This is a genomic window from Leucobacter weissii (genome assembly GCF_017565745.1).
GTDB classification, from domain to species: Bacteria; Actinomycetota; Actinomycetes; order Actinomycetales; family Microbacteriaceae; genus Leucobacter; species Leucobacter weissii.
The window spans coordinates 91,884-104,513 of the sequence record NZ_JAGDYM010000004.1 but is presented as its reverse complement, the minus strand read 5'-3'; the positions used below and the strand labels follow the sequence as shown (position 1 = coordinate 104,513).

Sequence of the window (12,630 nt, the reverse complement as noted above, 5' to 3'; positions counted from 1 at the left end):
TCAGCGGGGCAGAAGCGCGTCCAGGATCCGACGCGACTCCCGCAGCCCGCTCTCGATCGCACCGTCGATGAAGCCGCCCCACAGGCTCGCGTTGTCGCTCGTGGCGAAGTGCAGCACGCCCGCCGTCTCCTGCAGCTCCGCCAGGTCGCGCGTGAGCTGCCCGGGGCGGTGCGTCATCCAGGTGGTGCGGGAGAGCGGATCCGCCATCCAGTCGTGCGCGGTCGCGCCGGTCACCCGGATGCCCGACCGCACGGCGTCGACGGCGGACTGCACCCCGGCGAGGTCGTCGGGGTCGATCCGGGAGTGGTCGGGCCCGAAGCCCACGAGGAGGGTGCAGGGCTCGCCGTCCTCGTCGGAGCCGTGGAACTCAACTTTGAGCACGGAGATGGGGTCGTGCTGAGTGGCGTAGGCGAAGAACCGCGGCAGGTGCCCGCGGGCGCGGATCCAGATCTTGGTGCCGTCGGAGGCGACCGCCTCGGCGTTCTGCCTCCGCCAGGCGGACGGCAGCTCCGGCGAGAAGCGGATGCCGCGGACCGCGTTCACGGGAAGCGTGCTGACCACCCGGCGGGCGCGGATCCGCTCGCCGCCCGCGGTCTCCACGATGGCCGCGTCGCCGCGCTGCTCGACCGACACGACGGTCGTCCCGAGGCGGATCTCGCCACGCACGTCTCCCGCGATGAGGCGGGTGAACTCGCTCATCCCCTCCGAGACGCGGAAGGTGGCCGAGGCCTCGTGCATGAGCGGCCAGTGGCCGCCCGTCGCCGCGACCCACCGGTACGCGCTGGAGAGCCCGACCCGGTCGAGCGGCGCGTTCACGTGGCCGACCCACACCGACTCGTTCGCGGCGAGCGCCTCGGGATCGAGCCCGAGCCGGTCGAAGCGGTCCTGGATGCTGAGCCGGTCGAGCTCTCCGATCGCGCCGACCGTCGGTTCCGTGCCGCGCGGCATCGCCTCCGCGACGTCGGCGACGAGCCGCCGCTGGCCGTCGTTGATGAGCGCCGTGAAGTCCGCGAGGGTGCCGCTCCGCGGGGCGCCGCCGGCGCCCCGCCAGTGCGCCTCCTCCGCGGCCGGGCTGCGCTCGATGCCCCGGCCGTAGCGCGTCATCTCGGCCCATACGTGGGGCTGCACCCAGTGCACCCAGTTCGCGCCGAGCTCGAGGGGCCGGCCGAGGCGGTGCTCGGTCCAGGTGCGCCCGCCGACGCGGTCCCGGGCTTCGAGCACGAGGACGTCGAGTCCGCCCCGGCCCAGTTCCCGTGCGGCGATCAGGCCGGCGAAACCGGCCCCGATCACCGCGACGTCGACGGAGCGGTCGGCATCCGTGTCGTTCACGTCTCCTCCGTTTCCGATGGGTGCGGCGCGGTGTCCGCGCGGCGGGCCGCGACGCCGGGGTCCAGCTCGCCGGAGCCGATGGCGGCCTGGATGGCCAGCCAGCACTCCGCCGCGTCCTCCATCGAGGAGAGGTCGCGGTCGATGATCTTCTCGATGCGGGAGATGCGGGCGATGAGCGTCTGGCGGTGCACGTACAGGCGTTCGGCGGCGCGCACCCAGCTCCTATTCTCCTCCAGGAAGACCCGGAGGGTGTGCGTGAGCTTCGTGCCGCGCTGCCGATCGTAGGTCTGGAGCGGGCCGAGCACCTGCCTGGCGATGCCGCGGAGCTGCGCGGGGTCGTTGGGGAGGAAGAGCGAGGAGGTCTCGTGCTCCTCGAACCGCATCACGAGCCCGGGCTCGTGATTGCGGATGAGCGCGCTCCTCGCCTGGCGCAGCGCCGTCGGCAGCTCCTGCAGCGCGTCGAAGTGCTCGCTGACGCCGAGGCGCGCACCGGCCCGGGCGATCGCGTCGAACACGTCATCGACTGCTTCGCCCGCGTTGCCGAGCAGCAGCAGCTGGTGGTCCTTGACGGTGACCAGGGCCGGCACGCCGTCGGCGGCGAACGCCGTGTGCACGGACGCGAGGAGCGCCTCCGGTTCCGCGGCCTGGGCGGCGGCCAGCACGAACGGCGTGCGGAGCCCGTAGGCGGCGACGAGGTCGCCCGCGTTCTCCGCGGGAAGGGTCTCGTCGCAGAGCTCGCCGAGCAGCAGCGAGCCGTGCCGCCAGTCGCTGTGCCTGGCGGCCTCCTCCACCGCCAGGGCGCTTCCGACGATGCTCGCGGCGTGCAGCAGCAGCGAGGGATCGATGTCGAGGGCGCCGGAGAAGCGGAGCTCCGTCTCCGTCTCCGCGGGGACGACGGCGGTCAGCACCCCCCGGGAGACGCGTTCCACCGGTTTCCGGTCGACGCCACGCTCGGCGCCGCGGTGCAGGCTGAGCTCCCCGCCGAGCACCCGGCCCAGCTCGGCGAGCAGCAGGTCGACCGTCCGGTCGGTCGCGCGGGTGCGGAGGATCGCGTACATCCGCTCCGCCTGCCGGATGCGGCGGACCCGATCCTGCTGAGCCGCGCGGGCCACCGCCATCGAGAGCTGGACGAACGGCACCTCATGGGCGGTCTGGAGCACGGGGAGGCCGATCCTCGCCGCGTCGTCCAGTGCGGAGGCGTGGAGCTCGACCTCGGGCATCGTCTCGTCTATGGTGATCGCCGCGATCCCGCCCGCGTGCACGCCCCGGAAGTACTCCCGCTGCTGCTCGGCGTCCGGCGGCAGCGGGAGGCCGGTGGTCATGAGCAGTGCGCCCGCACCGAGCCAGCGCCAGGGCTCGGGCAGCTCGCAGACGTGCGCCCAGGTGATCAGGCGCTCCTCCCCCACGCCGGGGGTGAGCGAGACGGTGCGGGCCTCGGGCAGATCGAGCAGGGACTTGACGGTGAAGGTCATGCGCCGGTGCTCTTCGCGGTCGCCGACGCTCCGGGTGGTCGGACGCCTCTGCCGTGGGCGATCGGGCGCGGGTGCGCCCCCGGCCCGTTCGGCGGTGTGCGGTCGGAGTCGGCGCGGTCCACGGCTACACCGTCGACCCGCGTTCGAGGGCCGCGGCCGCGCGATACCCCGAGGCGACCGCGCCCGAGAGGGACTGGGCCGCACCGGTGTGCTCGCCCGCGATCGCGACCCGGCCCGCCGGCTCTCGGAACGCGTCGGTGTCCTCCGGAGCCCACGCGAGCCCGGGGGCGCTGTAGGCCCCGCGGGTCCAGCGATCGTCCGTCCAGTCGGTGAGCAGCGGCTCGCCGTCGATCTCGAGCTCGGGCCGCAGCTCGCGCAGCGCCCGCACCCAGCCCTCGTGCCCGTGCTGCGTGCCGAGCGCCTCGAGCGCGAACGGGCCGCCGGCGAAGCAGGAGAGCGCCGGGATCCGGTGCTCGCCGTCGATCGAGAGGGACCGCCACGACCACCAGGTGTGCTCGGGGTGCTGCAGCGCCGAGTCCTCGTCGACGCGGCTCAGCGGGACGCCGAGCTTGGCCGCGACCCCCATGAAGCGATGGTCGAGCGCGCGCCGCTGCGCGTCGGGCAGCTCGAAGCCCAGCTCCAGTTCGCCGAGCAGCGGCAGGGGGACGGACACGACGGCCGCATCGGCGTCGATCCGCCCGCCGTCCGCGAGCGTCACCTGCACCCCCGAGGCGGACTGGTCGACCCCGGCGACCGGATGCTCGAGGCGGACGCGGTCGCCGAGTTCCCGGGCGAGCGCGAGCGCGAGCGACTGGTTTCCCGCCGCGAAGCGGCCCCCGTCCTCGATGTAGCCGCCGACCCCCGAGGATTCGTGGAGGAGGACCGCGGCCGCGCTCACCCGCTCCGGATCGGCCGCCGCCGAGGTCGTGGTGCGCCGGTAGACGGGATCGAGGCGGTAGCCCTCTCCGAGCGCCTCGGCGAAGGCCTGCTCGAGCGAGACCTCCGTCTCGCCGTCGGCGAGCATGCGATCGAGCGTCCCCCGCACCAGTGCCGTCGTCTCGCCGAGCTGCTCGAACGAGATGACGCGGCCGGCGACGGTCCTCCGCCCGTAGCGGACGTTGTGCGTCATGATCGGCACGCCCAGCTCGGCGGCGAGCCGTCGGATCGGGAACTCGGTCGGGAACACGTACTCGCCGCCCCGCTCGGTCAGCTGGCCGTTCCCCAGGCGCTCCGACCAGGTGCGGCCGCCGACGCGGTCGCGCGCCTCGAGAACCGTGACCCGGTGGCCCGACTTCCCGAGCTCCCATGCTGCGGTGAGACCGGCGAGCCCCGCGCCGACGACGACGATATCCATTGGTGTTCCTCCTCGAACCCGTTGCAGCACCATCGTAAGGAATCCGCGGTCCGACGCGAGCGGATCGGAGCCCGGATCGTCCGGATTCTTATGTTCGTACGACGCTTCGCGGCGGCTCCGTACGAATCTATGAAACATCGCGGTCCGCGGTAACGAACGGGTAACGGCACCGCCCTCGACCGGGTCGGGCGCTGCTACCTTCGGGGCATCCCGTCGCGGCGTCCGCCGAGCGGCACGGCCGGTTCCGGGGGCTCAGGACGAGCCGTCGGAGGAGCAGACGGGACGGCCGAACAATCACGATGAGGTGAGGGAGCAACAGCCATGACGAAGAGAATCACGAACAGACGCGGCGGGGCAGTCGTCAGACGCGGCGCGACCGTGGCCGCCGGCGCCGCGGCGCTGATGCTCGCACTGGCGAGCTGCAGCGGCGGCGAGGCGGAACCCCCTCCCGAGCGGGATCTCGGCACCCCCGTCGCGGGCGAGGTGCCCGCGGGGGTGTTCGACGGCGTCACCCTCACGTTCGCCGGCTCCGGCGGCATCTTCCAGGACGGCCAGACCGAGGCGCTGTGGACTCCGTTCGCCGAGGCGTCGGGGGCGTCGTTCAACCAGGACGCGTTCGACGCGGGCAAGCTCAAGGCCATGGTCGACAGCGGCAACGTCACGTGGGACATCGTGAACACGACGCAGTTCGACACGGCGCGGGGCTGCGGCACCCTCTACGAGGAGTACGACTACGACCAGATCGACCTCTCGAAGATCCCCGAGGGCACCATCACCGACGACTGCATGGTGCCGCAGATCCTGTACGGGCTCGTCGTCGCCTACAACACCGAGGCGTTCGGCGACGACCCGCCGACGAGCGCGGCGGACTTCTTCGACACCGAGAAGTTCCCGGGCAAGCGGACGGTGAGCCAGTCCACCTACGTGGATCCGCAGACCGTGGAGTTCGCGCTCACCGCGCAGGGGAAGGACGTGCAGAACCTGCAGCCGGAGGACATCGAGGGCGCCTTCGACCTCTACAAGGGGCTCGGCGACAGCGTGATCGGCTGGACGACCGGCGCACAGGCGCAGCAGCAGCTCGAGGCGGGCGAGGCCGTGATGGGCCTGGTCTGGTCCGGGCGCGGCTACGGCGCCGCCGCCGCCGGCGCGCCGGTCGCCCCCATGTGGGACGAGTGGATGATCATGGTCGACTCCAACGGCATCCCGAAGGGGGTCAAGGACAAGCAGGCCGCGCAGGCGGCGGTCAACTACTCCCTCGGCGCCGAGCAGCAGGCGAAGATGACCGAGCTCACCTCGTACGGCGGGGTGAACGTCGACGCGAAGCCCGATCTCGACGAGACGCTCACCACCTGGATGACGACCGAGCACCTCGACACCGGCATCGCGCCGAACGTCGACTTCTGGGTCGACAACTACGACGCGCTCGCCGCGGCGTGGGCCGGCTGGGCCACCGGCAACTGATCGCCATGACCGAGAGCACCGTCACCGGGGGCACGGCGACCGAGCGCATCGCCGCGCAGGGCGCCGCCCCCGGTGCGGACGCCGCGGGCGGGAGGAAGCGGGGCGCGCGCAACTGGCGCCCCCTCCTCCTGCTCGTCCCGGCGTTCGTGATCGTCTCGCTGTTCTTCCTGGCCCCGCTGGTAGACGTCTTCATCCGCTCGGTCACGGACCCCGTGCCGGGGCTGCAGAACTACGTCTGGCTGTTCACGACCGAGGCCAACCTGGCCGTGGTCGTGCGCACCTTCGGCACGGCGTTCCTCGTCACCGTCGTCTGCCTGCTGCTGGCCTACCCCTACGCGTACCTGATGACCATCGTCTCCGACCGCACCCGCAACCTGCTGCAGCTGTTCGTCATGCTGCCGCTGTGGACCTCGATCCTGGTGCGCACGCTCGCCTGGATGGTGCTGCTGCAGGACACCGGCCCCATCAACGGGCTGCTGGCGGCCTGGTTCGGGATCGGCCCGATCCCGCTGATCCGCACCACCTTCGGCGTGGCCCTCGGCATGAGCCAGGTGCTGCTGCCCTTCATGGTGCTGCCGCTCTACTCGGCGATGGCGAAGATCGACAAGCGGCTCCTGCCCGCCGCGTCGAATCTGGGGGCGAAACCGGTGACGGCGTTCCTCACGGTGTATCTGCCGCTGTCGCGCCCGGGCATCTTCGCGGGCTCGGTGACGGTGTTCATCCTCGGCCTCGGCTTCTACATCATCCCCGCCCTGCTGGGATCCTCGAAGGAGATCATGATCTCGGCCCTGATCCAGCAGCAGATCAGCGTGTTCCTGATGTGGGGCCAGGGCACCGCGCTCGGGATCTTCCTGCTCGTGTGCACCATCCTGCTTCTCGTCGTCGTCTCGCGGCTGAACAAGGGCGGCAGCCTCTTCCCGGGGGTGAACCGCTGATGACGTCCAAGCGTCTGCTCGGCGCCTTCGCCGTGATCATCATCGTCTGGCTGGTGCTGCCGACCCTCGTGATCGTGCCCATGTCGTTCAACGACGCGTCGTCGTTCAACTTCCCGCCGCAGGGATTCTCGACGCGCTGGTACGAGAACTTCTTCACCGACCCGACCTGGCTGAGGTCGCTGTTCTCGTCCCTGCAGGTGGCGATCCTCACGATGCTGGTGGCCACCGCCGTCGGGGTGCTGGCGTCGCTCGGGCTCTCGAAGGTGCGCTTCCGCGGCAAGAGCCTCGTCGAGGGATACTTCCTGCTGCCGCTGATCGTGCCCGGCATCGTGCTCGCCGTCGGCCTGTACTCCCTGTTCCTGCGCATGAACCTGCTCGGCACGCTGCCCGGCTTCGTGCTCGCGCACACGATCGTCGCCCTGCCGCTCGTCATCACGAACGTGATGGCCTCGCTGCAGGGGCTCGATCCGCGGCTGGAGCAGGCCTCCGCGAGCCTGGGGGCGGGCAAGGTGCGCACCTTCTTCAGCATCACCCTCCCGCTGATCGCGCCGGGGGTCACTGCGGGCGCCCTGTTCGCCTTCGTCACCTCCTTCGACGAGGTGATCCTCTCCCTCTTCATCCAGAGCCCCTCGCTGCAGACGCTGCCGGTGAAGATCTTCAACAGTGTGACGCAGACGAACGACCCGACCGTGGCCGCCGTCGCGGTGATCACGATGGTGACCTCCGTGCTGGTGATGCTCACCGCCCAGTTCGCCTCGAGAAAGAGAAAGCGAGTCGCAGCGTGAACGCGATGACCCACAACGACATCCCGGTGCCCGAGGGGCACGAACGCGCCCTGCGCGCCGAGGGGCTCGACACCTCGGCGATCTCCACGATCGGCGAGGCCGGGATCAGCCTCAACCAGGTGACGAAGCGCTACGGCGAGAGCACCGTCGTCGACCGCATCGATCTGGTGATCGAACCGGGCGAGTTCATGACCTTCCTCGGCCCGTCGGGATCGGGCAAGACCACGACCCTCAACATGATCGCCGGCTTCACGCAGGTCACCGACGGTCTCCTGCACATCTACGGCAAGCCGGTCGCGAAGCTCCCGCCGCACAAGCGGGACATCGGGATGGTCTTCCAGAACTACGCCCTGTTCCCCCACAAGACGGTCTTCGAGAACATCGCCTATCCCCTGCAGCGGCGCAGGATCTCGAAGACGGAGCAGCGGAGGATGGTCTCGGACGCCCTCGACATGGTGCGCATGGGCGAGTTCGGCGACCGGTACCCGTCCGAGCTCTCGGGAGGACAGCAGCAGCGCGTCGCCCTCGCCCGCGCCCTCGTCTACCACCCCCGCGTGCTCCTGATGGACGAGCCGCTCGGCGCGCTCGACAAGAAGCTGCGCGAGTGGCTGCAGTCGGAGATCAAACGCATCCACCGCGAGGTCGGATCCACCTTCGTGTACGTGACGCACGACCAGGAGGAGGCGCTGTCGATGTCGGACCGCATCGCCGTGTTCAACAACGGGCGGCTCGAGCAGGTCGGCACGGCCGAGGACCTCTACGAGGCGCCGCAGACGCTCTTCGTCGGCCGCTTCCTCGGCGAATCCACGGTGCTGCTCGGCAAGGGCGCGTCCGTGGGCGACCGGCAGACCGCGATCGAGGTCGCCGGGCACCGGGTCGTCGCGAACGGTCACGGCCTGGCGGAGGATCTCGCGATCCTGATCCGGCCCGAGAACCTCCGGCTCGAGCCGGCGGGCACCGAGCCGAGGGGCGAGCGCAACGCCATCCCGGTCACGATCCTCGACGTCACCTACCTCGGGGCCTCCCGCCGCTACACGGTGCGCCTCCCCGACGGCAGCGAGGGATCCGTGCGGCTCGGCCAGGAGGCGCGGATCCACAATCGCGGCGACGAGGTGACGATGACCTGGAACATCTCCTCCGGGGTGCTGCTGGTCGACACGGGCGAGGCGGGCGAATCGGCCACCTGACGCTCCCGCCGCCGGTGCGGCCGGGTCGGCGGGTCCGGCCGCTACGGCGTGGGGCTGATCGCGTCGTAGCGCTGGAAGCCGCGCCAGGTGCGCAGCATCAGCAGCATCAGCACGACGATCGCGACGCCGCCGATGAGCGGGGGCGCCCAGAGCGCGATCGCGGTCGCGAGTGCTCCGGCGAACAGGTCGCCCACGCGCGGCCCGCCCGCGACGACCACGTAGAACAGCCCCTGCATGCGGCCCCGCACCTCGTCGGGAGCGGCCGCCTGCAGGATGGTCGTGCGGAACACCGCGCTGACGTTGTCGCTGAACCCGGCCGCCGCGAGGGCGAGGCAGGCGAGGACGAGGGCCGTCCAGCGCACCTCCGGCGCACCGCTGGCGGCTCCCTCCTCGGGAGCGGAGGCCAGGCCGGCGATCAGCAGCACCGCTCCGAACGCGGTCACGCTCGCGCCGTAGGCGGCGATGGCGAACGTCACCGCGCGGCCCTGCCGCCGCACCCGGCCGAGCGGACCCGAGATCACCCCGCTCAGGAGCGCGCCCCCGGCGAACGACGCGGTGAGCGCGCCGACCGTCACCGGACCGCCGCCCAGCACGAGCGCGCCGACGGCGGGGAACACCACCCGCGGCGTGCCGAAGCCCATCGCGATGAGATCGAACACGAAGGTGGCGCGGACGTTGGGCGCGCGGCGCAGGAACCGCAGGCTCTCGACCACCGAGCGCAGGCCGGGCGCCGAGCGCTCGCCCTCCGGCTTGAGGCTCGGCAGCCCCAGGATGCCCACGAAGGCGGCGGTGAACAGGACGGCGTCGAGCAGATAGGTGGGCGCGTACCCGATCGTCGCCACCAGCACACCGGCCAGAGCCGGGCCGACGGTCACGGCCAGCGCCATGGTGATGCCGTTCAGCGCGGCCGCGGCGGGGAGCAGCCCGCCCGGGAGCAGCCGCGGCACCATCGCCCCGCGGGCGGCGCCGATCACGGTGGCCGATGCGGCGTTCACGGCGGCGAGCGCGTAGTAGGGCCAGGTGGCCTCGATGCCGAGGAACGCGATCAGCGTCATCGTGCCGATGCTGGTCCAGGCCACGCAGGCCGTGACGAGCGCGACCATCCTCCGGTCGAAGCGATCCGCGAGCGCGCCGCCGCCGAAGCCCGCGAGGATCATCGGCCCCAGCGCCCAGAGCGCGACCATCGAGACGGCGAGCGTCGACTCGGTCAGGTGGTAGATGTGCAGGCCGACCGCGACGATGGTCATCTGAGCGCCGATCTGCGCGACCGACCCCCCGAACCAGAGCCGGGCGAAGGCGGGGCTCTGCCGCAGCGGCGCGGTGTCGACCAGCAGATCCCTGAACCGTCGGCGCGGTGCCCGATCCTCGCGCCCGCCCTTCTGCGCTTCGCGTCGCCGATCATGCGCTTCGCGCTGCCGCTCGGCTTCGTCGTTCGTTCCGCCCACCCCCGCACCTTACACCCCGATGCGCCCGCGCTCCGCGCTCTTCCCATCCGGCTCCGCGTTCTTCCCCGCCCCGCCGTTCCCGGCCTCCCCTTCCCCTCCCTTCCGTTCCTCCGCGAGTGGGACCCCGTTTCGCGAGAGCGACCCCATTGCACCGCCAAACTCGGTCCCACTCGCGAAACAAGGTCCCACTCGCGAAACTCGGCGCGGCTCACGCGGGACCCGGCGAAGCGCACGGCGTCGGGCGCGGTAGCGTAGAGGCGTGTTCGACCCGAGATACGACCAGGATCCCGTCGCCGCGATGCGCCCGCGCCGCGGGCCGGTGCGGCGCCGCGCGGTCGCCCTGGAGCGCGGCCTGGTGGTCGAGCACAGCGAGAGCGAGTGGTGCGGCGCGGTGGTGGGCGCGCGCGAGGGACTCGTGCAGCTCGAGGACGGGCGCGGGCGCGTGCGATCCTTCCCGCTGAACGACGCCTTCCTCATCGACGGCGCCCCGGTGTCGCTGACCCTGCCCGATCGGCCGAAGCAGCGGCAGCGCACCGCGTCGGGATCCTTCGCGGTGGAGCAGCGGCGGGCGCGGGTCGCGATGCCGAGCCGCATCTTCGTCGAGGGCAAGCACGACGCCGAGCTGGTCGAGCAGGTCTGGGGCGACGACCTGCGGGTCGAGGGCGTCGTCGTCGAGCTGCTCGACGGCGCGGACAACCTCGAGGCGGTGCTCGCCGAGTTCCGCCCCGGTCCCGAGCGACGAGCCGGGGTGCTGCTCGACCACCTCGTCGCGGGCAGCAAGGAGAGCCGGATCGCCGCGGGCATCGCCGGGGGCTCCCTCGGCGCGCACGTGCTGATCGTCGGCCATCCCTTCGTCGACATCTGGGCGGCGGTGCGGCCGGAGCGCCTCGGCCTGCGCGCCTGGCCCGAGATCCCTAGGGAGGTCGAGTGGAAGGCGGGCATCTGCGGGGCGCTCGGCTGGCCGGCCGAGGATCCGTCCGACATCGCCGACGCCTGGTCGAGGATCCGCGGCCGGGTGCGCTCGTACCGGGATCTCGACCCGCGCCTGCTGGGCCGCGTCGAGGAGCTCATCGACTTCGTGACGGTATCGCGATGAGCGGCGGTGCCGCGATCACGCGCGCGCGTCCCCGGACCCTCGTCGGGATCGCATACCGGTACGCACCGGCGTCAGCTGAAGCGCACCGCGTTTCCGCACCCGGCGAACCGGCGCCCGCGGCGCCGCAGAGGCGACGCGCATACCCGTTCGCGAGAATCGGGTACTGGTACGCGACCGTCGTCGGTTTCGTGTGGGGGTCGATCTGGAGCACCGGAGAGGTGCGTCGCATCGACGGGCTCTGGGTGTTCACGGGCCTGCCGAAGTGGGCCTTCGGCCGCGGCGGCAGCTGCGTCGGCGCCTGCTACCTCACCGCCGACAACGCGGGAGCCGCGGTGCTGCGCCACGAGCGGGTGCACCGCGAGCAGTGGCGGCGCTACGGGATGGCGCTGCCGGTCCTCTACCTGTTGGCCGGACGGGATCCGCTGCGCAACCGCTTCGAAATCGAAGCCGGACTCGAAGACGGAGGCTACCTGTGAACGACACCGAGACCGACGGCCTCGACCCCGGCGTCACCGCCGAAAGCACCGGCGCTGCCGACAACGCCGACGAGTTCCGCTTCCTCGCGGCCGACGCGGAGAGGGTCGGCCGGGTCGCGCCGCTCCCCGCGGTCGAACGGGTGCGCACCGAGACCGCGGAGGGCCGGGGGATCTCGGCGCTGGCGTTCGAGGCGGGAGAGGCGCCCGCCACCGTGCTGCTCCACGGCATGGGCCTGAACGCGCACAGCTTCGACCCGGTCGCACTCGCACTGGGCGACCTCCGCGGAGGCGCGCCGACGCTCTCGGTCGACCTGCCCGGCCACGGTCGGAGCGACTGGCGCGAGGACGCGGACTACACGCCCGGCCCCCTCGCGGCCGACCTGTCGCGCGCGCTCGAGCGCCTCGCGCCGCAGCCGTTCGCGCTGGTCGGCCACTCGCTCGGCGGCCTGGCTGCGATCCTCCTCGCGGCGGAGCGCCCGGAGCGGGTCCGCGGGGTCGCACTCGTCGACATCACGCCGGGGGTCCGCCCGAAGCGGGACGCCGGCGCCGTCGTCGAGTTCATCACGGGACAGCGCGACTTCGCGACGCACGAGGAGATCGTGGATCGCGCGATCGCCTTCGGCATCGGGCACGATCGGGCTGCGCTGCGGCGCGGGATCGCGCTCAACACGCGCAGGCGGTCCGACGGGCGCTGGGAGTGGGCGCACCACCTCGCCCATCTCGAGACGCCGCCGATCGCGGCGAGCGACGACCCCGCCCCGCTCCGGCCGTTGTGGGCCCCGCTCGAGGCGCTCCACGCCGCGGGAGCGCCCCTCGCGCTGATCGCTGCGGAGGGCGGCCTGGTCGACGCCGCACTGCGAGCGGAGTGGGGCGAACGGCTGCCGGGCAGCACCGTCGTAACGGTCGACGGTCCGCACAATCTGCACGAGGCCGCGCCGCGCGAGCTCGCCGCCGCACTCGGCGGCCTCGCCTTCGTAACAAGAGGTTAACCAACTGGTGGTTCCGCCGATATCCGCGCAGAATCAACATAGGCAGCATCCACGTAGTCTCGGCGCACCTGACGATCCTGCATCGCCGCGCGCCGTCTTCG

At 72.0% G+C, this 12,630-nt stretch carries 11 protein-coding genes; 7 read left to right on the top strand and 4 right to left on the bottom strand.

Going from position 1 to position 12,630, the window contains the following annotated elements:
• The 3 genes from J4H92_RS02680 to J4H92_RS02670 all read right to left on the bottom strand — a co-directional run bounded on the left by J4H92_RS02680 (position 1) and on the right by J4H92_RS02670 (position 4,155).
• Positions 1 to 1,329 carry an FAD-dependent oxidoreductase gene (locus J4H92_RS02680; protein ID WP_208095639.1) on the bottom strand — a complete coding sequence of 443 codons (1,329 nt, stop codon included), beginning with the start codon at positions 1,327 to 1,329 and terminating at the stop codon, positions 1 to 3.
• Positions 1,326 to 2,801 carry a PucR family transcriptional regulator gene (locus J4H92_RS02675; RefSeq protein WP_208095637.1) on the bottom strand — a complete coding sequence of 492 codons (1,476 nt, stop codon included), beginning with the start codon at positions 2,799 to 2,801 and terminating at the stop codon, positions 1,326 to 1,328. The genes J4H92_RS02680 and J4H92_RS02675 overlap by 4 nt, the downstream gene beginning before the upstream one ends.
• Positions 2,802 to 2,925: 124 nt before the next feature.
• Positions 2,926 to 4,155: a flavin monoamine oxidase family protein gene (locus tag J4H92_RS02670; protein WP_208095636.1), complete on the bottom strand. Its 1,230-nt coding sequence runs from the start codon at positions 4,153 to 4,155 to the stop codon at positions 2,926 to 2,928.
• Between the two features lie 321 nt (positions 4,156 to 4,476).
• Between J4H92_RS02670 and J4H92_RS02665 the strand changes: the two genes are divergently transcribed.
• From J4H92_RS02665 to J4H92_RS02650, 4 genes are read left to right on the top strand one after another with little or no spacing between them, the layout of a single operon-like run.
• Entirely contained in the window at positions 4,477 to 5,616 is a 1,140-nt protein-coding gene (locus tag J4H92_RS02665; protein WP_208095634.1) for an extracellular solute-binding protein, read from the top strand.
• A 5-nt stretch (positions 5,617 to 5,621) separates the two neighbouring features.
• Complete coding sequence (locus J4H92_RS02660; protein ID WP_208095633.1) at positions 5,622 to 6,551, top strand: ABC transporter permease; 930 nt, start codon at positions 5,622 to 5,624, stop codon at positions 6,549 to 6,551.
• Positions 6,551 to 7,336, top strand: coding sequence for an ABC transporter permease (locus J4H92_RS02655; protein ID WP_208095631.1), 786 nt, complete (start codon positions 6,551 to 6,553; stop codon positions 7,334 to 7,336). The genes J4H92_RS02660 and J4H92_RS02655 overlap by 1 nt, the downstream gene beginning before the upstream one ends.
• Positions 7,337 to 7,341: 5 nt before the next feature.
• A complete protein-coding gene (locus J4H92_RS02650) occupies positions 7,342 to 8,523 on the top strand; it encodes an ABC transporter ATP-binding protein (protein ID WP_208095629.1) in 1,182 nt (393 codons plus the stop codon).
• A 41-nt stretch (positions 8,524 to 8,564) separates the two neighbouring features.
• Here J4H92_RS02650 and J4H92_RS02645 read toward each other — a convergent pair whose 3' ends face one another.
• Complete coding sequence (locus J4H92_RS02645) at positions 8,565 to 9,857, bottom strand: MFS transporter (RefSeq protein WP_208096503.1); 1,293 nt, start codon at positions 9,855 to 9,857, stop codon at positions 8,565 to 8,567.
• Between the two features lie 370 nt (positions 9,858 to 10,227).
• On the opposite strand from J4H92_RS02645, the gene J4H92_RS02640 reads away from it, so the two are divergent.
• From J4H92_RS02640 to J4H92_RS02630, 3 genes are read left to right on the top strand one after another with little or no spacing between them, the layout of a single operon-like run.
• Positions 10,228 to 11,064, top strand: a complete 837-nt coding sequence (locus tag J4H92_RS02640; protein WP_208095628.1) for a DUF3097 family protein — start codon at positions 10,228 to 10,230, stop codon at positions 11,062 to 11,064.
• Positions 11,061 to 11,540, top strand: coding sequence for a Fe-S oxidoreductase (locus J4H92_RS02635; RefSeq protein WP_243751921.1), 480 nt, complete (start codon positions 11,061 to 11,063; stop codon positions 11,538 to 11,540). Before J4H92_RS02640 ends, J4H92_RS02635 begins: the two co-directional genes overlap by 4 nt.
• Positions 11,537 to 12,529: an alpha/beta fold hydrolase gene (locus J4H92_RS02630; protein WP_208095626.1), complete on the top strand. Its 993-nt coding sequence runs from the start codon at positions 11,537 to 11,539 to the stop codon at positions 12,527 to 12,529. Before J4H92_RS02635 ends, J4H92_RS02630 begins: the two co-directional genes overlap by 4 nt.
• Positions 12,530 to 12,630 lie beyond the last annotated feature (101 nt).